The 22,100-nt window shown below is 62.8% G+C and carries 16 protein-coding genes; 8 read left to right on the forward strand and 8 right to left on the reverse strand.

Features of this window, described 5'->3' with window-relative positions; all coding sequences use genetic code 11:
- The first annotated feature begins 120 nt into the window (after window positions 1–120).
- The 3 genes from ACXR0M_RS26390 (at window position 121) to ACXR0M_RS26400 (ending at window position 3,192) form a co-directional block, all read left to right on the forward strand.
- Window positions 121–987 carry a pirin family protein gene (locus ACXR0M_RS26390; RefSeq protein ID WP_458834553.1) on the forward strand — a complete coding sequence of 289 codons (867 nt, stop codon included), beginning with the start codon at window positions 121–123 and terminating at the stop codon, window positions 985–987.
- Between the two features lie 224 nt (window positions 988–1,211).
- Window positions 1,212–2,654: a mechanosensitive ion channel domain-containing protein gene (locus tag ACXR0M_RS26395; RefSeq protein WP_458834554.1), complete on the forward strand. Its 1,443-nt coding sequence runs from the start codon at window positions 1,212–1,214 to the stop codon at window positions 2,652–2,654.
- 97 nt (window positions 2,655–2,751) lie between these two features.
- Window positions 2,752–3,192, forward strand: coding sequence for a carboxymuconolactone decarboxylase family protein (locus ACXR0M_RS26400; RefSeq protein ID WP_458834555.1), 441 nt, complete (start codon window positions 2,752–2,754; stop codon window positions 3,190–3,192).
- A gap of 138 nt (window positions 3,193–3,330) precedes the next feature.
- Here ACXR0M_RS26400 and ACXR0M_RS26405 read toward each other — a convergent pair whose 3' ends face one another.
- Window positions 3,331–4,923 (reverse strand): DHA2 family efflux MFS transporter permease subunit, encoded by a 1,593-nt coding sequence (locus ACXR0M_RS26405; RefSeq protein WP_458834556.1) that lies wholly within the window; start codon window positions 4,921–4,923, stop codon window positions 3,331–3,333.
- Entirely contained in the window at window positions 4,920–6,041 is a 1,122-nt protein-coding gene (locus tag ACXR0M_RS26410; protein ID WP_458834557.1) for an HlyD family secretion protein, read from the reverse strand. Before ACXR0M_RS26410 ends, ACXR0M_RS26405 begins: the two co-directional genes overlap by 4 nt.
- Before the next feature lie 344 nt (window positions 6,042–6,385).
- Between ACXR0M_RS26410 and ACXR0M_RS26415 the strand changes: the two genes are divergently transcribed.
- On the forward strand, window positions 6,386–8,113 hold the full coding sequence (locus ACXR0M_RS26415) for a ShlB/FhaC/HecB family hemolysin secretion/activation protein (RefSeq protein WP_458834558.1): 1,728 nt from the start codon (window positions 6,386–6,388) through the stop codon (window positions 8,111–8,113).
- A 113-nt stretch (window positions 8,114–8,226) separates the two neighbouring features.
- Window positions 8,227–12,696, forward strand: a complete 4,470-nt coding sequence (locus ACXR0M_RS26420; RefSeq protein WP_458834559.1) for a hemagglutinin repeat-containing protein — start codon at window positions 8,227–8,229, stop codon at window positions 12,694–12,696.
- Window positions 12,697–12,849: 153 nt separating this feature from the next.
- On the opposite strand, the gene nhaA is transcribed toward ACXR0M_RS26420, so the two are convergent.
- Both nhaA and ACXR0M_RS26430 read right to left on the reverse strand, forming a co-directional pair.
- The gene (gene nhaA / locus ACXR0M_RS26425) at window positions 12,850–14,058 is read right to left on the reverse strand and encodes a Na+/H+ antiporter NhaA (RefSeq protein WP_458834560.1); all 1,209 of its coding nucleotides are present in this window, start codon (window positions 14,056–14,058) and stop codon (window positions 12,850–12,852) included.
- Between the two features lie 175 nt (window positions 14,059–14,233).
- Complete coding sequence (locus ACXR0M_RS26430; protein WP_458834561.1) at window positions 14,234–15,385, reverse strand: MFS transporter; 1,152 nt, start codon at window positions 15,383–15,385, stop codon at window positions 14,234–14,236.
- A gap of 247 nt (window positions 15,386–15,632) precedes the next feature.
- Here ACXR0M_RS26430 and ACXR0M_RS26435 point away from each other — a divergent pair, with 247 nt between their 5' ends.
- The gene (locus ACXR0M_RS26435; protein ID WP_458834562.1) at window positions 15,633–16,613 is read left to right on the forward strand and encodes a diaminopimelate epimerase; all 981 of its coding nucleotides are present in this window, start codon (window positions 15,633–15,635) and stop codon (window positions 16,611–16,613) included.
- Between the two features lie 156 nt (window positions 16,614–16,769).
- Here the strand turns inward: ACXR0M_RS26435 and codA are convergent, their stop codons facing one another.
- The 4 genes from codA to ACXR0M_RS26455 all read right to left on the reverse strand — a co-directional run bounded on the left by codA (window position 16,770) and on the right by ACXR0M_RS26455 (window position 21,244).
- Window positions 16,770–18,017: a cytosine deaminase gene (codA, locus tag ACXR0M_RS26440; protein WP_458834563.1), complete on the reverse strand. Its 1,248-nt coding sequence runs from the start codon at window positions 18,015–18,017 to the stop codon at window positions 16,770–16,772.
- Between the two features lie 14 nt (window positions 18,018–18,031).
- Window positions 18,032–19,303, reverse strand: coding sequence for a cytosine permease (gene codB, locus ACXR0M_RS26445; RefSeq protein ID WP_458834564.1), 1,272 nt, complete (start codon window positions 19,301–19,303; stop codon window positions 18,032–18,034).
- Window positions 19,304–19,712: 409 nt separating this feature from the next.
- Window positions 19,713–20,069, reverse strand: coding sequence for a 6-carboxytetrahydropterin synthase QueD (gene queD / locus ACXR0M_RS26450; protein WP_003223505.1), 357 nt, complete (start codon window positions 20,067–20,069; stop codon window positions 19,713–19,715).
- A gap of 95 nt (window positions 20,070–20,164) precedes the next feature.
- Complete coding sequence (locus tag ACXR0M_RS26455) at window positions 20,165–21,244, reverse strand: patatin-like phospholipase family protein (protein ID WP_458834565.1); 1,080 nt, start codon at window positions 21,242–21,244, stop codon at window positions 20,165–20,167.
- 236 nt (window positions 21,245–21,480) lie between these two features.
- Between ACXR0M_RS26455 and ACXR0M_RS26460 the strand changes: the two genes are divergently transcribed.
- Together ACXR0M_RS26460 and ACXR0M_RS26465 are read left to right on the forward strand one after the other, a co-directional pair.
- Entirely contained in the window at window positions 21,481–21,789 is a 309-nt protein-coding gene (locus tag ACXR0M_RS26460; protein ID WP_458834566.1) for a PepSY domain-containing protein, read from the forward strand.
- Window positions 21,789–22,100 carry a PepSY domain-containing protein gene (locus tag ACXR0M_RS26465; protein ID WP_458834567.1) on the forward strand — a complete coding sequence of 104 codons (312 nt, stop codon included), beginning with the start codon at window positions 21,789–21,791 and terminating at the stop codon, window positions 22,098–22,100. Before ACXR0M_RS26460 ends, ACXR0M_RS26465 begins: the two co-directional genes overlap by 1 nt.

Below are 22,100 nucleotides of genomic sequence, written 5' to 3' on the forward strand. Positions count from 1 at the left end.
GGGCAACGCGAACCACTGTTCCAGATATGGAACACTCAAGCCGGTTTTTGCCGGCTAGTCCTCCGCGCGTCATGGATTTAAGCTTAATCCATTGCGTCACCCACCTTTTTGGAGGCAACCATGAAAAACATCATCGGTATCTACACCAGCCCTCGCGGCCATTGGGTCGGCGATGGGTTCCCGGTTCGCACCCTGTTTTCCTACGACAATCTGGGCAAACACATCAGCCCGTTCCTGCTGCTCGATCACGCCGGCCCGGCCGAATTCACTCCGACCACCGAGCGCCGTGGCGTCGGCCAGCATCCGCATCGCGGGTTCGAAACCGTGACCATCGTCTACGACGGCGAGGTGCAGCACCGCGACTCCACCGGCAGCGGCGGCACCATCGGCCCGGGGGATGTGCAGTGGATGACCGCTGCGTCCGGGATCCTCCACGAGGAGTTTCATTCGGACGCGTTCGCCAGAACCGGCGGCAAGATGGAAATGGTCCAGCTGTGGGTCAACCTGCCGGCCAAGGACAAAATGGCCGCACCCGGTTACCAGACCATTCTCGATCGCGACATTCCGGTGATTGCGCTGAAGGACAACGCTGGCAGCCTGCGCCTGATTGCCGGTGAATTCGATGGCCATAAAGGCCCGTCGAAGACGTTCACTCCGATCGACGTCTGGGACCTGCGGCTGAATGCCGGCAAACCGCTGACGCTGGATCTGCACCAAGGGCGCAACAGCGCGCTGGTGCTGTTGAAAGGTTCGGTACGGATCAATGGCCGGGAAACGGCAGGTGTCGGGCAACTGGTGCTGTTCGAGCGCGACGGCAGTCAGCTGACTCTGGAGGCCAGCGAAGATGCGGTGGTGCTGCTGCTCAGTGGCGAGCCGATCGATGAGCCAATCGTCGGCCACGGCCCGTTCGTGATGAACACCGAGCAGGAAATTCATCAGGCATTCGCCGATTTCCAGTCCGGGCGTTTTGGCCGGATGCACGGCTGAATCCGTCCTCTGGACTGCTTTACCCCTGTGGGAGCGGGCTTGCTCGCGAAAGCGCACGGTCAGTCAACGCCTGTTCGACTGACTGACCGCCTTCGCGAGCAAGCCCGCTCCCACAGTTGTTTCGGGGTGTTTTCAACGGCGGATTAATCCTGCCAGATCAATTACTCCTACACTTGCCCAATCTGTGCGATCTTCTCGCGATTGGCCCGTGTCGGAGTGGTTTGATGTTGTCTTTCCTGACTGAACATCCGTTGTTTTGCGCGTTGATCCTGATCCTCCTCGACCTGGGCCTGTGGCGGCTGATCAGCTCCCATGGCAGTGCGTGGAAGCTGTTGGTGCGGGTGCTGATTTTCGCCCTGTACAGCGCGGTCCTGTTCAACGAAGGCCTCAACCCGATGGAAACGGCGCCGTGGCCCGACAACGTGCCGCTGCACCTGGCGGCGACCGGGTTGCAGATAGGCTGGTGGCTGTTCGGCGCGCGCACCCTGACCGTGCTGATCGGCGCGGTGATGCTGCAGCGGGTCGGGCACACCGGACGGTTGTTGCAGGACCTGCTTGGTGCGGTGATCTTCCTCATCGCGATTATCGCGGCGCTGGCCTACGTGCTCGATCTGCCGGTCAAAGGCGTGCTGGCGACGTCCGGGGCGCTGGCGATCATCGTCGGTCTGGCGTTGCAGAGCACATTGAGCGACGTGTTCTCCGGGATCGTGCTCAACACCACCAAGCCGTATCAGATCGATGACTGGATCTCGATCGACGGCACCGAAGGCCGGGTGATCGACATCGATTGGCGCGCCACGCGCCTGCAAACCAGTCAGGGCAGCATGGCGGTGATCCCCAACTCGCTGGCGGCCAAGGCCAAGATCATCAACTTCAGCCGGCCAAGCAACATGTTCGGCCTCGCCGTCAGCGTGCAGGTCAGCCCGCATGCACGTCCGACCACCGTGATCGACGCGCTGGAGCGGGCGATGCAGGGTTGCCGTCCGCTGCTGGATAATCCTTCGCCCAGCGTCGCGCTGAAAAGCTCCAGCAGCAGTGGCGTCGAATACGAAATCAGTGGCTTCGTATCGTCGATGGACCAGAAGCGTCCGGTGCGCAATCAGCTGTTCGATCTGGCCTATCGGCACTTGCAGGCGTCCGGGGTCAATCTGTTGTCGAGTGTCGAACCGAGCGTCTCCGCCAACCTGTCGCGGCCACGGGCGCTGCTCGACAGCTCACCAATTTTCTCCACCCTGCGCCAGGATGAGAAAGACACTTTCAGCCAGAACATGACCCTGCAGACCTTCCGCGCCGGCGAGACGATTCTGGATGCGGGGGAGGTCAGCGATCATTTGTTCATCATCGAATCCGGGGTAGTCAGCGTGACCCTGATCCGCCATGGCAGCCCGTTCGAGTCCGGGCGCATGGGGCCGGGGGAGGTGATTGGGGAGGCCGGGATTCTTTCCGATTCGTCGGTGCCGGCGACCTTCACCGCGAGAACCTTCTGTGCGCTGTACCGCATCGAAAAGTCCTACCTCAAACCCTGCCTGGATGCACGCCACGACATCAGCGAGGCGATGAAAGCCTTGCTCGATTATCGCCTGCACAAGGCCCAGACCCTGACTCAGGACGTGCCGACGGTGGTGGCGAAAACCGGGTTCCTGCAGTGGTTACGCAGTCGGGTGTGAGCGGGGTGGTCTACTCGTCTTCCGGGAGATTGGCTATTTGTCCGGGGCAGTGCCGGGACTACCTTAGTCACACATTCACTGGCCCCGGAAACTCATCATGCAAGCTCGTACCGATTTCTACACCGCTTCCCCAGACGCCCTGAAAGCGATGATGGCCCTGGAAGGCGCAGTCTCGAAACTGCCGCTGGAAAAGACCCTGATCGAACTGGTCAAGCTGCGCGCTTCGCAGATCAATGGCTGCGCGTTCTGCATCGACATGCACACTGCCGACGCGATCAAGGGCGGCGAGACTCCACGCCGGCTGTTCGCGGTGACCGCATGGCGTGAAGCACCGTTCTTCACCGAGCGCGAACGCGCCGCGCTGCTGTGGACCGAGTCACTGACCCAACTGAGCCTGACCCACGCCCCGGACGAAGACTACGACATCGTCGCCGCACAGTTCTCGCCCAAGGAAATGGTCGACCTGACCGTGGCGATCAGCACCATCAACAGCTGGAACCGCCTGGCAGTGGGCTTCCGCAAAACCCCACCGCTCTGATGTTCCACGGTCGATAACTGTGGGAGCGGGCTTGCTCGCGAAAGCGGTGTGTCAGATAACCACTAGGGTGAGCGACACGACGCCTTCGCGAGCAAGCCCGCTCCCACAGTGGAAAGTGCATACCGCTCAGAGCGGTGATCAATGCGCATCCGCACTCGGCGCCGCCGGTGGTTGCACCTTGCGCATCAGGGGCACCATCGCCGTGGCGATGATGAAGCACAGCATGATCATCAGAAAGGTGTCGCCGTAGGTCTGGGTCTGCGCCTCGCGGTAGGTCAGCAGCCAGAGTTGACGCAGGCCGGCGGTGATGCCGATATCACCGCTCTGGCCCAGCGTCGCGAGGTTGCCGGTGACCTGCGTCAGCCACTGGTTCATCGCTTCGTTGCTGCTGTTCAGATGCTCGGCCAATCGGGTGAAGTGCAGGTTGGTGCGGTCGTTGAGAATGGTCGCGCAGGCGGCAATACCGATTGCCCCGCCCAGGTTGCGCATCAGGTTGAACAGGCCCGAGGCATGCTTCAACCGCGCCGGTGCCAGCCCGCCCAACGTCAGCGTCACTGCTGGCGGAACCGCCAGTTGCTGAGCGATCCCGCGCAGCGCCTGCGGCAGCATCAACTGTGCGGCACCCCAGTCGTGGGTGATCGGGCTGAATTCCCACATCGACAGCGCAAACAAACCCAGACCTAGCATCATGATCCAGCGCAAGTCCACGCGATTGGCGAGAAACGCATACAGCGGAATCGCCATGATCTGGAACACCCCGGTGGAAAATACCGCCAGGCCAATGTCCAGCGCGCTGTAGCCGCGCACCCGTCCGAGAAACAGCGGGGTCAGGTAAATCGTCGCGAACAGACCGATGCCGGTGACAAAGGAAAAGAAGCAGCCGAGGGCGAAGTTGCGATCCTTGAGTGCGCGCAGATCGACGATCGGATTGGCCACGTGCAAGGTGCGGCCAATGAAAGCCAGCCCCGCCAGGCCGCTGATCCACGCCGTGGTCAGAATCGTCTGATCGCTGAACCAGTTCCAGCGCGGTCCTTCTTCGAGGGTGTATTCCAGGCAGCCGAGAAACAGCGCCAGAAACAGCATGCTCAGGTAGTCCGCGCCTTTGAGCAGCGACAGTTCCGGCTGGTCGATCTTCACCAGCATCGGCACCGCCACCGCGACGAAAATCCCCGGCAGCAGGTTGATGTAGAACAGCCAGTGCCACGAAGAGATATCGGTGATCCAGCCGCCGATAACCGGGCCCAGGGTCGGCGCCAGTGACGCCACCGCACCGATGGTTGCTGCGGCGATCACCCGCTGTTTGCCGGTGAAGAAAAAGAATGCGGTGGTGAACACCAGCGGGATCATCGAGCCGCCAAGAAAACCCTGCAACGCCCGGAAGGCGATCATGCTCTGGATATTCCAGGCTATGCCGCAAAGCAGGCTGGCGAGGGTGAAGCCGACCGCCGAGGCGCAGAACAGCCAGCGCGTGGAGAACACCCGCGACAGCCAGCCCGACAACGGAATCACGATGATTTCGGCGATCAGGTAACTGGTCTGCACCCACGCGGTTTCATCGGTGCCCGCCGACAGTCCGCCGCCGATATCACGCAGCGACGCCGAGACAATCTGGATGTCCAGCAGGGCAATGAACATGCCGATGCACATGGTGGCGAAGGCGAACACTTTGGTCGCCGTGGCCATATCAGCGGCGTTGAATGGCGGCGCTGCGGCGGTGAGTGTGGTGCTCATGGCGCCACGGCCACGGCGCTGTTTTCAGCGGGCGCGCGGGTGTCGACTTCAGCGGTGACCGACAACCCTGGACGCAGATGACCGAGCACACTGTCGGCCGGGTCGAGCAGGATCCGCACCGGCACGCGCTGGACGATTTTGGTGAAGTTGCCGGTGGCGTTCTCCGGCGGCAGCACGCTGAATTGCGCACCGGTGGCGGGGGCGAGGCTGTCGAGGCGACCGTGGAATTCCTGGCCGGAGAGCACGTCGGCGCGGATGCTAACCCGTTGTCCGGGGCGCATTCTGGCGAGCTGGTCTTCCTTGAAATTGGCATCGACCCACAGACCGCTGGCCGGCACCACTGACAACTGTTGCGACCCGGCCTGGGCATAGGCGCCGACCCGCGCACGCCGGTTGCCGATCACTCCGTCGAACGGTGCACGCAGTTCGGTGTAGCCGAGGTTCAATTGCGCCAGATCACGCTCGGCCCGGGCTTGTTGCAGGGCGGCGCGGGCCTGTTGTTTTTGCGTGTCGATGACTGCCAGTTGGCGTTGGGCGGCGAGCAGTTCGGCCTGGGCGCGGGCACTTAGAGCCTGGGCGGTTTTGAAAGTGGCGTCGGCACGCTGGGCGCTTTCCACTGACACCGCATTGCTGTTCACCAGGCGTTTGTAGCGCGTGTTGTCGTCCCGCGAGCGGGCGGTTTCGGCACCGGCTGCATCGATGCCGGCGCGGGCCTGGCCGATGACTGCTTGCTGCAGTTGTTCGGTGGCGTCGAGGTTGGCCAGGAGCGCCTGCTCAGCGGCGACTGCGCCTTCGGCTTTGGCAAGGTTGGCGCGGTAGTCGCGGGCATCGAGGCGGATTAACACGTCGCCGGCCTTCACTGACTGGTTGTCGCTGACCAGCACTTCGTCGATGTAGCCTGCGACCTTCGGCCCGATCACCGTCACGTCGCCTCCGATGTAGGCATCGTCGGTCTCTTCGAGAAAACGCCCGGTGCCCCACCAGTGCACGGCGTACACCCCAGCCGCCAGCAGCGCGATCAGGCCCGCGCCGGTCAGTAGCAGGCGTTTGCGCAGTGGCGCCCTGGCGCTGGTTACCGCTGCAGATAGCTCGGGTTCAAGGGAGGGCATGCTGGTCATGGCGTAATACCTGCGGGATCGATTAGTTATTACGGCTGTAATATGACGCGAGTAATATTTTGTCGCAAATGATTTTTCGTGCCGGTCGTCAGTTGCTGCTGAAGTCTCAGGGTTTGCAGCGGATTCCATCCACGACAGCGACAGGTATTACTGGGTCGGGAAATGGAAAACGTTATGCCAGCGCTCAGGCAAACCCTGAGACGATGCCGTTGAAAGCAACGAAATCAAATGTTTAAGAAATGTAAGCGTTGTAGGAAGCGTCTTGCATTTGTGTGGGAAGGCTCTGACTATCACTCGCATTGATGAAGTGGCATTACGCCAGTTTATGAGTGCAAGGATGTTGCGTGCCGTATTTGCTTCGCGCTGTTTTTCGTCGTCGTTCTACGTATTGCCCGCTGCTGTCGGCCGTCGTGTTGAGTGTGTGTGCCGCCTCAGCGCACGCCGCTGACCCAGCCGCGCCGGGCCAGGAAGTGCTGCGCCAGCAGCAACAGCAACAGCGCGATCTGCAACAACTGCAGATGGAGCAGCGCAAGCGTCAACTCGAGCGCGGCGCGTTCGGTCCGGCACCGGCCACACCCGCGATCCCGCAAACGGTCGCGCCCGATGAACGCTGCTGGCCGCTAAGTGGCACACGTATCGGCGGTGTCACATTGATCGACCGCGACAAACTCGATGCGCGGATCAAACCGCTGCTGGCACCGTGCATGGGCGTCGGCCAGATCAATCATCTGCTGGCGACGATCACCGCGATCTATGTCGAGAAGGGCTACATCGCCAGTCGCCCGTACCTGTTGAGCGCACCGGCGGCGGGGCAGTCGCTGGACATCAGGGTCGACGAGGGCTACATCGAGTCCATCGAACTGGCCGACCAGAGCCTGCCGGTGTCGCTCGGCGGGGCGTTCCCGCACATGCTCGGCCAGCCGCTGAACCTGCGCGATCTGGAGCAGGGTCTGGATCAGTTGAACCGTCTGCGCTCGATTGACCTGACCGCCGACATCGCCCCCGGCAGCCAGCCCGGCGCCTCGCGGATCATCCTGCGTTCGCGCACGGCCGGGCAGTCGCGCTGGGCACTGGGGTTGGGCGTCGACAACCTCGGCAGCGCCAGCACCGGACGCGATCGCAACAGTTTCAGCGTGAGTCTCGACAGCCCGTTGCAACTCAACGATCTGTTGAGCCTCAGTGCCAGCGACACCTTGAATCAGGGCGACCGCTACAACCGCAACGCCAGCCTGTATTACGCAATCCCCTACGGCTACTGGACCTACAGCGTGTTCGCCAGCCACGCCGAATACCGCGCGCCGTTCAAACTGCCGAGCGCAACCTTGCACAGCAGCGGCATCACCGATCAGTTGAGCCTGCGCGCCGACCGCGTGCTGTGGCGCGACCAGAGCCGCCAGCTCAGCGCCAATCTGCAACTGGCACACAAGGACGTCGACAGCTACCTGGAAAACGTCCGCCTGGGCATTCAAAGCCCGACCCTGACCGTGGCCGATGCCGGCCTCAATCTGTTCTGGCTCGACCGCGCGGTGTGGAACCTTGATCTGACTTACTCGCAAGGCTTGCGCTGGCTGGGCGCCGATGACGACGCCAATCACGCCGTCAGCAACTTGCCCAAGGCGCAGTTTCGCAAGTACCGCGCCGGCCTCAGCCAATGGCGCAACGGCCAGTTCGGCGCGCAGGCCTGGCAGTGGCAGAGCCAGCTCAATCTGCAATACAGCCCCGACCCGCTGCCGGCCATCGAACAGTTGCTCGGCACCGACGATTCGGCGGTGCGCGGCTACCGGGTCAGCAGCGCTTCCGGCGCCAGCGGCGCGATCTGGCGCAACACCTTGCGCCTGCCGCTGCGCCGTGATTGGCCGCTGCAGATAACTCCGCGCGTGGCGCTGGACAATGGCTGGCTCAAGGCCGACCACGGCGCCCAAGGCCAACGCCTGAGCGGCGCCAGCGTCGGGCTGAATCTGGGCTGGAAGAGTCTGCAAGTGGACGTCGATTACCAACGCGCCCTCAACACCCCCAACGGTTTGCAGCACGAGCCAGAGACCTGGCTGATGCGCGTGGGAGTGCAGCTATGAGCAGCACCGAGAATCAACAAGCAGTGAACAGACAGCCGTCGGATCTGAGCGCGACAGCCGCGGCCAAGACTAAATCGCGCGCCGTGACGCCGTACTTACATGGAGACGTTTTTATGCCAGCACACACCTTTGCATTTCATCTTTCTCCTCGGGGCAAATTGCGCTGGGCGATCGCCAGCCTGTTCTTCGCCGTGCACCTGCCCAGCGCCATCGCCGGCGGTGTCGTGGTCGCTCCCGGCCCCGGCGGCACCGCGCAATTGCAGACCCAGGGCGGCGTGCCCATCGTCAACATCGTCGCGCCTAACGGCTCGGGCTTGTCGCACAACCAGTTCCTCGACTACAACGTCGACCGCCAAGGGCTGGTGTTGAACAACGCGTTGCAGGCCGGGCAATCGCAGCTCGCCGGGCAACTGGCGGCCAACCCGCAATTGCAGGGCCAGGCGGCCAGCGTGATTCTCAACGAGGTGATCAGCCGCAACCCGTCGGCGATCAATGGCGCTCAGGAAATCTTCGGTCGCGCTGCCGATTACGTGCTGGCCAACCCCAACGGCATTTCGGTGAACGGCGGCAGTTTCATCAACACGCCAAACGCCAATCTGCTGGTCGGGCGCCCGGAACTCAACGACGGCAAACTGCAAGCGCTGAACACCCGCGATGCCAGCGGCCAGTTGCAGATCCACAGCGGCGGCCTGCGCAACGCTGAAGGCTCGATCAACCTGATTGCCCCGCGTATCGACAGCCAGGGGCGCATCGATGCCCGCGATCAACTGAACCTCACGGTCGGGCGCAATCAGCTGGATTACGCCAGCGGTCAGGTCAAAGCGGTGGACCCGGCGGGCAATACTGCCGATCAACGCATCGACGCCAGCCTGTTCGGCGCGATGCAGGCCGGGCGCATCAACATTGTCAGCACCGCCGAAGGCGCGGGTGTGCGCGTGGGTGCGGTGCAAGTGGCCGGGCGCGACGGCGTGCAGATTCGTTCCGCCGGTGACCTCAGCGTCAGCGGCGAAGCGATCCCCAACAGCCTCGAAGTCACCCGTGCCGGTATCCGCAGCAGCCAGGGCGATGTCGGCCTGCACAGCGGCAAAGACCTGACCCTGGCCGCCACCGATGTCAGCGCCCGCGACATCACCGTCGCTGCCAAACGCAACCTGACCCTCAGCACCGTAGAAAGCCGCAAGCTCCAGGAGCAACGCGAAAACTGGAACAACAGCACCATCGGCATTACCTGGGAAACCTACAATCGCACGCAGACCGACAGCGACTCACGCCAGCACGGCAGCCAGATCGTCGCCAGCCGTGACGCCAGACTGTCCTCCGGCAAAGACATCGAGCTCAAAGCCGCCAAGGTCGAGGCGGCGAATAATCTCGCGGTAAACAGCGGTGGCGATTTACGCCTGACTGCCGCCACCGAAAGCCACACCCAGACCGATCAGGGCAACCACCGCAAGCACCTGTGGAAGGCTGACTGGAACAGCAGCAGCGAAGAGCAGCGCAGCGTTACCAGCCAGTTGAAGGGCGGCAATATCGCCTTGCAAACTGCCGCGTTGTTGCGCTCCGAAGGCGCCGAATTGACCAGCGCCGGCGACATCAAACTGGCGGGCAAGCAAGTGGACGTCACCACCGCCACCCGCACCAGTCGCAGCAATGCCAACAGTTACTCCGGCGACTTGGTCGGCGGCGGTTTCTTCGGCAAGACCGGTGACGCCGACAAGGGCCAGACCCGGCATCAGGGCAGCAAAATCAACGCTGCCGGCAAACTGATCGTCAAGGCTGACGACGTGCGCATCAGCGGCAGCCAGGTGCGTGGCGGCAGCGACGCCAGCGTGATCAGCGACCAGGGTTCGCTGCTGATCGACGGCGTGCAGGACACCTCGCACAGCAACAATCACGATAAAGACAGCAAGTTCTTCGGCATCACCAAGGACGAGTCGCGGCAGAATTCCAAGGACAGCACCACCCTGGGCAGCGAGCTGGTCTCCGACAGCAACCTCAAGCTCAGAAGCGCCAAAGACATCGAAGTGGCTGGCTCCACAGTCAAGGCCGGTGCTGCGCTGACGGCGGACGCTGCCGGTGATGTCAACGTGCATGCCACGCAGAACAGCCACGACAACAGCACCACCAGCGCGACCCGTGGCTTCGACGCCTACGCCAAAGAAAACACCCCAGAGCAATACCGCGCCGGGGTGCACTACGAAGACAAACAGCAGACCGTCACCCGCAACGACGTCAACCAGCAAGGGGCCAGCCTCAGCGGCGGTAGCGTGCAGGTGCAGGCCGGCGGCGACCTGACCATCAAGGGCAGCGAGGTCAAAGCCACTGCCGGTGACACCACGCTGGGCGGCAAGAATGTGTCGTTGCTGGCCGGACAGGACAGCCACAAGACCTCGACCGATACCACCAGCACCGGCGGCGGTTTCTACTACACCGGCGGTCTCGATCGCGCTGGCAGCGGCGTCGATTTCGCTCACAGCAGCAGCCAAGACAGCAGCAGCAAGACCGTCGCGCAAACTACCCATCTGCAGAGCAGCGGCAACCTCAATATCAACGCGGACAAGCTGCTGACCGAAGGCGCACAGGTCAAGGCCGGCAACGGTCTACACGTGGCGGCCAACGAGATCGACAACCGCGCCGCCAGCAACAGCGAAAGCAGCACCCACACGCAGAGCAACTGGTCGGCGGACATCGGCGCCAATGTCGAATACAAGGACATCGCCCGGCCGATCGCTGGCGCGGTGAAAGATGTACTCAACGGCAAGATTCCAGACAAGGACGGCCTGAGCAATCTCGGCCAGCCGAACGTCGGTCTCGACGTGGTGATCGGTCACGCCAGCGCCGACCAGAGCCAGCAGAGCAACAATGCGGTGGTCAGCCGTTTCGATGGCGGCAACGTCGCGGTGAGCGCCGCCGGCACCCTGCACGATCAGGGTACGCAGTACAGCGCCAGCAACGGCAAGGTCAATATCAGCGCTGACAAACTGCTTGCCGACGCCGCGAGCAACAGCCACAGCAGCACGGATAACGCGGTGGACGCCAAGGTCGACGTGCGCGTCTACACCAAGACCGGCGAGGACGTGAACGTCGCCGGCAGCGGCGCCGGTGGCAACCACTACAGCAGCAAGGACAGCAGCACTGCAGTGGTTGGCGGCTATGCCGGCACTCAGGGCGTGAGCATCAAGGTCGGCGGTGACGCGCAGTTCGCCGGCAGCCGTTTCGACGGCGGGCAGGGCGGGGTGAGCATCAACACCGGCGGCGATCTGGCACTGAATCAGGCCAACGACCGCCAGAGCAGCAGCGACTCCAGCCTGCGCGGCAATGGCTCGCTGACAGTCGGCACCTTGCCGGGCACCGACGGCACCAACGTCGACCTCGGCGCCGGTTTCCAGCTCGACCACACTGCCAAGCAAACCACTGATACTCAGGCCCGCGTCGCCAGTATCAACGCTAACGGTCCGGTGCAACTGAGCAGCGGCGGTAACCAGGTTCAGCAAGGCACGCAGATCGACAGCGTCGGCCCCATCGATCTGCACGCTGACGGCAAGCTCGATCTGCAAGCGGCCAGCGCTACGCACAGCGCGACCGGCAGTAATCTTGGCGGTGGCTTGAAGGGCGGCGCCAGCAGGACCAGCAGCGAGAAGAGCCGCGATCAGGGCGGCAACCTGAGCGGCAACTTCAACATTGGCCGGATCAACGAAAGTTCGCAAACCCTCAGTGGTGGTCAGCTCAGCAGTGGGAGTGATGTTGCGTTGAGTGGTGACGCGGTGCATCTGCAAGGCACGCAAGTCAGCGCGCCAAGCGTCAAGATTGATGCGCAGCAGGGCGGTTTCATTCAGGAGTCGGCGCAGTCCAGCGAGAGTCGCAATAACTGGAACGTCGCGCTGAATGCCGGCGGCAACCTGAGCAGCAAGACCCCGACCGCTGCCGATGAAAAAGCCAGCAGCGACCACGGCTTTAACGCCGGGGCCAAGGTCGGTGTCGATTACCTGCAAGGCAGCATCCAGCAGAACAGCCAGATCAAGGCTGACAGCGTGGTGCTCAACAGCGCAGGTGATGCGCAGCTGTCGGGTGCACGGATCGACGCGAAAACCGTTAGCGGCAGGGTCGCCGGTGATCTACGCGTAGACAGCCGTCAGGACGCGAAAACCCAAGCCAAAGTCGATATCGATCTGGGCCTGACCGCGAAGAAGAACCCGCCGAGCGACAAGGAAAAACTCGCCGGCACCGACTACAAACCGACGTTGAAAGCACAGGGCGAATACAGCCACAAGGACGGCGTGACGCAGGCGTCCGGAATCAGTGGCAGCCAGGGCGTGAACCTCGCGGTGGGCGGCGCTACGCAACTGAGCGGCGCGCGGATTTCGGCGAGTGAGGGCAAAGTGGATCTGGGCGGTTCGAAGGTCGGCAGCAGCGATCTGGTCAATCATGAATACGGAGTGAAAGCCGGGCTGGACCTGCCGCAGAAAACCGAGGAGAACGCGCCGAAAGTGTCGTTCGATAACGGCAATCTGAAAGTCGGCCCGGTGACGTTGAGCGGGAATCTGGACAGCCAGACCCTGCAAGCCGGGATCGACGAAAAAGGCTAAACCACACCGCGGTCAAAACTGTGGGAGCGGGCTTGCTCGCGAAAGCGGTATTTCAGTCACGAAAGTATTGACTGAACCACCGCTTTCGTCGGAACGCCGCCCGGAGCAAGCCCGCTCCCACATTTGGTTTTCTGTTTCGATCAGGTCCGGCGATCAGTTCAAACCCTTCGCCTTACCCGCATTCACCAGCACGACCACCGCCAGCAACGCGGACAGGATCGAGCCCAGCAACACCCCCACCTTCACCGAATCCACCAGATGCGGCGCCCCCGGAAACGCCAGTGCGCCAATGAACAGGCTCATGGTGAAGCCGATCCCGCAGAGCAGGGCGACGCCGTACAGTTGCAGCCAGCTAGCGCCTTGCGGCAGTTGCGCCAGACCGCTGCGGATCGCCAGCGCGCCGAGGCCGAGGATGCCGATCTGCTTGCCGAACAGCAGCCCCAGCGCAACGCCCAGCGGTACCGGCTCCAGCAGGTTGCTCGGGGAAATGCCGGCCAACGACACGCCGGCGTTGGCGAAACCGAAAATCGGCACCACGGCGAACGCCACCCACGGATGCAGTTTTTCTTCGAGGACCAGCAGCGGCGAGTTGTGCTCGTCTTCCGGATGACCCAACGGAATGCACAGCGCCAGAATCACTCCGGCGAGGGTCGCGTGAATCCCCGATTGCAGCATGAAGAACCACAGGAAAGCACCGGCGAGCAAGTACGGCCAAAGCTTTCTGACCCCGCAGCGGTTGAGGATCACCAGCAACGCAATGACCGCCAGCGAAGCCAGCAACATGCTTAACGACAGGCCGCTGGTGTAGAAAATCGCGATGATCACCACCGCGCCCAAGTCATCAAGAATGGCCAGCGCCGAAAGGAAGATTTTCAGCGAGACGGGCACGCGTTTGCCCAGCAGTGACAGCACGCCCAAGGCGAAAGCAATGTCGGTGGCGGCAGGAATCGCCCAGCCGCTGAGGGTCTGCGGGTTGCCCCAGTTGATCGCGACATAGATCAGCGCTGGCACCAGCATCCCGCCCAGGGCGGCGAAGCCCGGCAGCGCGCGCTGACCCCAGGTCGACAACTGACCGGCGAGCATTTCGCGCTTGATCTCCAGGCCGACCAGCATGAAGAAGATCGCCATCAGGCCATCGTTGACCCAATGCTCGATCGACAAGCCGCCGAGTTTGATCTGCAGGTTCGAAAAATAGCTGGTCGCCCACGGCGAGTTGGCGATCAACAAGGCGGCGAGGGCCGAGGCCATCAGGACCAGACCGCCGGCCGATTCAGCGGCGAAAAATCGCGAGAGAAAGGCCATCGCAGAGGGCGAGCCCTGGCGCGTAGGGGCAGATTGCAGGCGTGACGGATCGTGGCTCATAGGCACAGCAACTCCGCGCGGCGGCCCGACCTGCGCTGAATTAAACCTGCCCTGCCGCGTTGTGCGGTGGCACCCGGGCGGCATTTTACACAATCGGCGCTGGCTTGGGGGCAACGTGGCGGCAGTTTCGCGGCCGTGTGTCGCCACGCTGAAGCTCAGCTGCCCCAACTACGTTTCAGACTTTGAGGGTTTTGCCACCAATCGCCACCGCCACCAACAGCACCGCCATCAACCCGAAGGCAAAACTCAGGCTGCTGGCATGGGCGACAAAGCCGATCACCGCCGGGCCCGCGAGAATCCCGGCATAGCCAAGGGTGGTGATCGCCGGCACCGCAATGCTTTCCGGCATCACCGTCTGCTTGCCCACTGCGGTGTACAGCACCGGGACGATGTTCGAACAGCCGGCGCCGACCAGCGCATAACCCAACAGCGCCGCTTGCCAGCTCGGGGCGAAGGTCGCCAGAAACAGCCCCGACGCCGCCAGCAGGCCACCAAACAGAATGATTCGCGTGGCGCCGAGTGCGCGCACGATGCGGTCACCGAGCAAGCGCCCGGCGGTCATGGTCAGGGCGAAGGCGGCGTAACCCAACCCGGCGTAGGCGGTGTCGATCCCGCGTTCCTCGGCGAGGAACACCGCGCTCCAGTCCAGCGCCGCGCCTTCGGTGAGGAACACGATGAAGCACATGCCGCCGATGAACAGCACGATGCCGTGGGGAATGGCGAACGCCGGTCCCGAACTTTCACTGCCGTACGGCAACATGTGTGGCACACACTTGAACAGTGCGCCGAGCAGCACCGCCACCACCACCAGCATCGCCGCCAGCGGCGTCAGGCCGAGGCCGAGCAGGGCGCTGACCCCCGCCGCGCCGACAATCCCGCCGAGACTGAACAGACCGTGAAAGCCCGACATCATGTGCTTGCCACTGGCGCGTTCGACGATCACTGCTTGCAGATTGACGGTCGAATCCACCGTGCCCAGCCCGGCACCGAACATGAACAGCGTGGCGATCAACGCCGGAATCGACGACAGCGTCGCCAGCAGCGGCAACGCCGCACAAATCAGCAGGGTGCCGCCGGTGGCAACTTTGCGGCAGCCGAACCGGGTGGCGAGAATCCCCGCCAGCGGCATCGCCAGAATCGAGCCGACCCCCAGGCACAGCAACAACAGACCCAGCGTGCCTTCATCCAGTCCGGCGCGGGCCTTGGCGTACGGCACCAGCGGCGCCCACGCGGCAATGCCGAGGCCGGCGATGAAGAAGGCGATGCGCGTCGACATCTGTTGCAGGCGTCCGGGGACGAAGGTGTCTTGCGGGTTGAGACTGGTCATATCGATCCTTGGCAAAAAACGTCGCGTTCCCGAATGACCTTGATTGCGCGTCGAGGTTCGATCGCAGGTCGGGGGGAGTGACATCGTAACCTGTGGGAATGACACTGTTGGGCGGTGTTCCGACGATTGCGTTGGTTCAGGCGATAAACATGGCGACTGACACGTCGCCTTCGCGAGCAAGCTCGCTCCCACAAGGATTGCGTTTTACAGTGGCTGCTTCGGGAGTATTTAACAGTAAGGGCCAGTGATGACGCAGTTCTATGACGCGCGGGGCAATATTTACGCGGTGGTTTCGCCGCAGGCACTGCGCGAGGCGGGAATCGATTTGCCGGTTGATGCCGCGCAGTGTGCCGTGTCGCGACCAGCCTGGAGCGCGGCCGCCATTGCGCTGTGTTGTGACTGGCCCGAAGGCCAGCGTCCGCCAGGCAGCAAATCCCACCGCAGCGATGGTCTGCTGATCGGGCCGTTTCAATCCGCGCCGCCGTTCGATGTGCTGATCGTCAACACCGACGGCACCCTGGCCGAACGCAGCGGCAATGGCCTGACGATCTTTTCCCAATTCTTGCTGGAGCAGGGGCTGATGCCGGCGGAGGGCGCATTGCTGCGCGTGCATCACGACAAGGGGCCTGCCGTGGAAACTTCGGTGAACCCGGCCGCCGTCGAGGGTGTAGATGGCTTCTGGCTGGACCTCGGGCAACCGGCCTTCGGGCCTGTTGCCGTGGCGGCGCAACAGGTTGAAAATCGCACCTTCAACGGACGGAAGTTGAGCCATGTAGCACAACTGGCCGAGCTGAGTCCGGCGTGGCAACACAGCCAGTTCGTGCGCATCGGCAACCCGCATTGCGTGACCTTGCTGAACGACATCGCCGCGTTACCCACCAATCGGCAAATGCGCGAAGCACCATGGGCCGAAGGCCTGACCCGCATCGCCTACGCCATGCCCACCGGTGCCGGCCAGCCATGCCCGGCGGGCGTCAATCTGCAATGGGCCGCGCGCGAATCTGCGCAACGCATCGTCGCCCGGGTGTTCGAACGCGGCGAAGGGCCGACGGAGTCGTCCGGCACCAGTGCCAGTGCGGTGGCCTGTGCGGCTTGGGCGGTGGGCTGGGTGGCGAGCGGGGAGGTGCAGGTGGTGATGCCCGGCGGGACGGCGCCGGTGTTGCTTGAGGAGGAGGGCGGTGAGTTGCTGCGGGTCAGGCTGTTTGGTACGGCGCGATTGATGGGCTGACGCGGCAATCGCTTTCGCTGGCAAGCCAGCTCCCACAGGGTTTTGAGGTGAACATGTTCTCTGTAGGAGCTGCCGCAGGCTGCGATCTTTTGACTTTGACTTTAAAAAGCAAGATCAAAAGATCGCAGCCTTCGGCAGCTCCTACAGGGGGCGCGGTCAATTCAGGGGGTTGCTGAACTCCACCACCGGCATCTGCCGCTGCATCAGCACTTTGCCGCCGCGAATTGAATACAGCGGCAGGCCTTGGCTGCGGATTACCTCGTAATCACTGTCCGCCGACAGAATCAGCAGGTTGGCCGGACGCCCCGGCTCCAGCCCGTAACGCTCGCCCAGGTGCATGGCTTTGGCGCTGTTATCGGTGACCAGATCCAGCGCATTTTGCAGGTTGCGGTAACCGAGCATGTGGCAGATGTGCAACCCGGCTTCGAGCACGCGCAGGATGTTGCCGTTGCCCAGCGGATACCACGGATCGACGATGGAATCCTGGCCGAAACACACGTTCATCCCGGCTTCGAGCAACTCGTTGACCCGGGTGACGCCACGGCGTTTGGGGAAGTTGTCGAAGCGTCCTTGCAGGTGAATGCTCTCGGTCGGGCAGGAGACGAAACTGATCCCGGAATGCCCGAGCAGGCGGAACAGTTTGGCGCAGTAGGCGTTGTCGTAAGAGCCCATCGCCGTGGTGTGGCTGGCGGTGACCCGTGCGCCCATGTCGCGGCTGCGCGCTTCTTCGGCGAGCACTTCGAGGAAGCGCGAATGCGGGTCGTCGGTTTCGTCGCAGTGCACGTCCACCAGGCAGCCGGTGCGTTCGGCCAGGTCCATCAGAAACTTCACCGAGCTGACGCCCTGTTCGCGGGTGTATTCGAAATGCGGGATGCCGCCGACCACATCGGCGCCCATGCGAATCGCTTCCTCCATCAGCTCGCGACCGTTGCGGAACGACTCGATGCCCTCCTGCGGGAACGCGACGATTTGCAGGTCGATCAGGTGTCGGGTTTCCTCGCGTACTTCGAGCATCGCCTTGAGTGCGGTGAGCTGCGGGTCGGTGACGTCGACGTGGGTGCGCACGTGCTGGATGCCGTGGGCGGCCAGGGCCTGAATGGTTTTTTTCGCGCGGGTCTTGGTATCTTCTTCGGTGATGGTGACCTTGCGCTCGCCCCAGCACTCGATGCCTTCGAACAGCGTGCCGCTCATGTTCCAGCGCGGCTCGCCGGCGGTGAGGGTGGCGTCGAGGTGGATGTGCGGTTCGACGAAGGGCGGCACCACCAGATTGCCGCCGGCGTCGAGGTCGCCAGGGTTGAGCGTCGGGGCTTCGGTCTGGCGGCTGATGCTGTGGATCAGGCCGTGTTCCAGGTGCAATTCGTGCAAACCTTCCTGGTTGCGCAGTCGGGCGTTGATGATGTGCATCAGGCGAATCCTTCTTATAAGTCTTGTAGTGGCGCAGAGGCGCGGCGGGCGCCGAGCACGCCGGTGACGATGACATACGTTAGCGCGGCGGCGGCAATCCCTACCAGCGGCGCGACCCATGGCGAGTGGAACGCGGCGAGCGTGCCGACCGCGTAAGCCGCCAGCCCCGCCCAGTTGAACGCCGGCAACCGCGCGTCGGCCAGACGCGGATAGCGCCCGCGCCAGCGGAAGAAAAAGTCGGCCATGATCACCCCGCCAATCGGCGGGATCACCGTGCCGAGCAGAATCAGGTACGGCACCAGCATGTCGTACATGCCCAGCAGGGCGAGTAACGTGCCGATCACCGCGCCCGCCAGGGTCACGGTCTTGCGCCGCCCGGTGCGCAGCAGGTTGCAGCCGGCGACGGCGAAGTTGTAGATGGTGTTGTCCTGGGTGCTCCAGATATTCAGCAACAGCATCGCCATCGCGGCCATGGCGAAGCCCTGTAGCAGCAATACTTCCACCACGTCCGGCTGCTGATAGACGATCGCCCCGTAGGCACCGATCAGCACCATCAGGCCATTGCCGATGAAAAAGCCGATCAGACTGGCCAGCACCGCCACCCGCGCCGAACGCGAGAAACGTGTCCAGTTGGTGGCCTGGGTCGCGCCGCTGACGAAGGTGCCGAACACCAGGGTGATGGCGGTCGACCAGTCCAGCGACCCCGTCGGCACCACGCTGAGCAAGCCGTCGAGGCCGCCGACTTTTACCGTGGCGACCCACATTGACAGCATCAGCAGCAACATCATCGCCGGTACCGCGATGTACGACAGAATCTCCAGGCCGCGATAGCCGATATACGCGGTGGCGCAAAACACCAGACCGAACAGTACCATCAGGCCGAGCACCGTGCCTTGATCCAGCTCGAAGTATTTGCCCAGTACCACCGCGGCGGTCGCGGTGCCCCAGGCGTACCAGCCGATCTGGGTGAAACCGAGGATCAGGTCACTGAGCTTGCTGCCGACCTCTCCGAAACAGAAGCGCCCCATCAACACCGAGTTGAGGCCGCTCTTGAATGCGATGTAGCCGAGTCCCGCCGCATACAGCCCGAGCAGCAGATTGCCGACGATGATCACCGCCAGCATCTCGCCGAAACTGAACGCCACGCCGAGCTTGCCGCCGGCAAACATGGTCGCGGTGAAGAAGGTGAAACCGAGCAGCACCATGGCGGTCGAGGCCAGGCCCTTGCGCGCATGCATCGGCACTTCGCTGAGGGGGTAATCGTTGCCGGGATCGTTCTGCGTCATGGGGCGTTCCTTGCTGAAAGGGGAGGACGCGAGGTTGGTTGCAGTGGTCGTGCCAAATACGGTTGGCGCGCTTATGTATAGACGAGTGAGGAATTTACGGCACGAAAGCAGTGCACCTGAGTACACCGAAGCCCAATGTAGGAGCCGGCGGAGAGAGAGGAATCGCATCAGGCGGCGACGATGCTGTCGCTAAAAATACGGGCATAAAAAAACAGCCGTGAAGGCTGTTCTCTATTTCCCTGCCAAAACACAAGCCCGTGTAGGAGCTGCCGCAGGCTGCGATCTGTTGATCTTGCCTTCCCAATGGAACGCGGAGCGTCCCTTGAGGCATTCCCACGCAGAGCGTGGGAACGATCAAAGATCAAAAGATCGCAGCCTGCGGCAGCTCCTACAGTGGATTTGTGTTGAATCATTCACCGCGATAGATGCAGCCGCTGGTGCAGGTCTCGTGGATGCGGATCGCGCTCAGTTCCGGCAGCAACGGCTTCATTTCATTCCAGATGAATTTGGCCAGCACTTCGCTGGTCGGGTTTTCCAGGCCGGGGATGTCGTTCAGGTAGTTGTGATCCAGACGCTCGTACAACGGCTTGAAGATCGCCTTGATCTCGGAGAAGTCGCGGATCCAGCCGGTGTGCGGATCGAGGTCGCCGCTCAGGTGAATCGCCACCTTGAACGAGTGACCGTGCAGGCGCCCGCACTTGTGGCCGTCCGGGACGTGCGGCAGGCGGTGGGCGGATTCGAAAGTAAATTCCTTGAAGATTTCCACAGTATTTTCGGCTCTGTTCAGGTGGCGTTCGCCGCAGCGATTCGGGCAGGCGGCGAGTCTACCAGCTTGTGTTTGGCGATGCGGCAAAACACTGACTAAAGGGTCAGCAAGCGCTCGGCGAGGCGACCGTTGGCGCTCAGTTCGAGAAATTCGTCGCCCAGCCGACGGCTCTCGTCCATCGCCGCGTGCCAGTATTTCTGCCGGCTTGGCGCATCGCCCATGAAGCGCTTGAAGTCATTGCGGTCCGGCAGCTTGCCGTAGGGCAGGCGCGCCAGGTATTCCTTCGACGGTGCCAGCAACAGCACGTCCCGCAAGCGTTCCACCGAGGCGCGGCGCCATGGCAGGGTCTTGTCGAACCAGCCGGGGATCACCCGGTCGGTGAAGTGCGGATAGAGCACGATGCCGTCGCCGCTGTAGGGCAGGTCGAGGTGATAGTCGAGCAGGCCGCCGTCGCGAAACGTGCCGGCCCCGGCGCCCGGCAGGTCACGCACGCCTTGCATGACCATCGGAATCGACCCGGAGGCCAACAGTGCCTGACGCAGGTTGCCCGCATTGAGCGCGACGAAGCGCGACGGGAAATCGTTCAGCGCATTGAGCGGCGGGGCGAGGCGCGGGTCGTGGATGATCAGCCGTTCGAAGTGCCGTGATAGGCGTGCGCGGCCACGCAAGTTGTCAGCGATCACCGAACCCAGCGCGAGGCCGAGGCGGCCGCGATGGTCGTCGGCCAGACGGCCGTGACTTTTCACCACCATGATGTTCAGGCGGTAATCGGGGTTGTTGAGGATGCTGGCGTCGCGGCCGTCGAGCAGGTCATTGAGCATGCGCTGCGAGCTCTGGCTGATCTCGGCCATGGTCACGCCCTTGTTGAAGTTCTGCTCGGCGTACAACTGGCCGAGCCGGCGGATGCCTGCGGCGGCGTCCGGCAGACAGGCGCTGGCGAAGCGCCAGGAACCGACCGAAGCGCCGATCAGCGAGCGCTCACGCGGCGCGCCCGGCAGCCATTCGCCGAACAACGCCAGATCCAGCCCCTGAATCCCCAGCGCTTTCGGGCCACCGGCGGCGCCGGGCAGGGTGCCGACGTCAGCGGCGTGCAAGCCCTGCGCACGAATCCGCGCCATGGCCCGTGGGCCGGCCTTGAGGGTGAGGGCAGGGAACTTGATGTGGATGGCAGTCATGCGGGTCTCGATCGTTAGCAAGCGAAGGATTATAAGCACATGTTGCCGCTTTTGTAGGAGCTGCCGCAGGCTGCGATCTTTTGATCTTGCTTTTATAAAGTCAAAAGATCGCAGCCTGCGGCAGCTCCTACAGGGGGGATGTGCGTTGAGGTAGGGCAATGATGGCAATTCAGTTTCAGTTAAGTTGATCCGGCTAAGGTGCGCGGCGTAGCAACACACAAGAATACGGAGACACCATGAAAACCCTGACTGCCCTGTCCATCGCCTCGATCATCGGCCTGACCGCCAGCCTCGCCCACGCCCGCGATCTGGGGCCAGATGAAGCCCTGCGCCTGCGCGACGCTGGTACTATCGTCTCCTTCGAGAAGCTCAACGCCACGGCGCTGGAAAAACATCCCGGCTCGACCATCACCGATACCGAGCTGGAGGAGCAGTACGGCAAGTACATCTACCAGATCGAACTGCGTGACCCGCAAGGGCTGGAGTGGGATCTGGAGCTGGACGCGGTGACTGGGCAGGTTCTCAGGGATCATCAGGATACGTAATGAAGGTTAATGTTCGCGCCACCCGCCGCACGGCGCTGGCGCTGGTGATGTGTTGCTCGACGGCGATGGCTCGCGACCTCGGTCCGGACGAAGCGCTGGTTCTGCGCAAGCAGGGCGTGATCCTGCCGCTGGAGCAAGTGTTGCAGCAGGCGATGGACCGTTATCCCGGCGCCAAACTGCTGGAAGTCGAGCTGGAAGAAAAACACGACGTCTACATTTATGAAGTCGAGTTGCTCACCGTCGAAGGTGTGGCCCGTGAGCTGCATCTGAAGGCCGATACCGGTGAACTCGTGAAAGACAAGGAAGATTGA

The organism is Pseudomonas sp. Eth.TT006, from assembly GCF_054456575.1.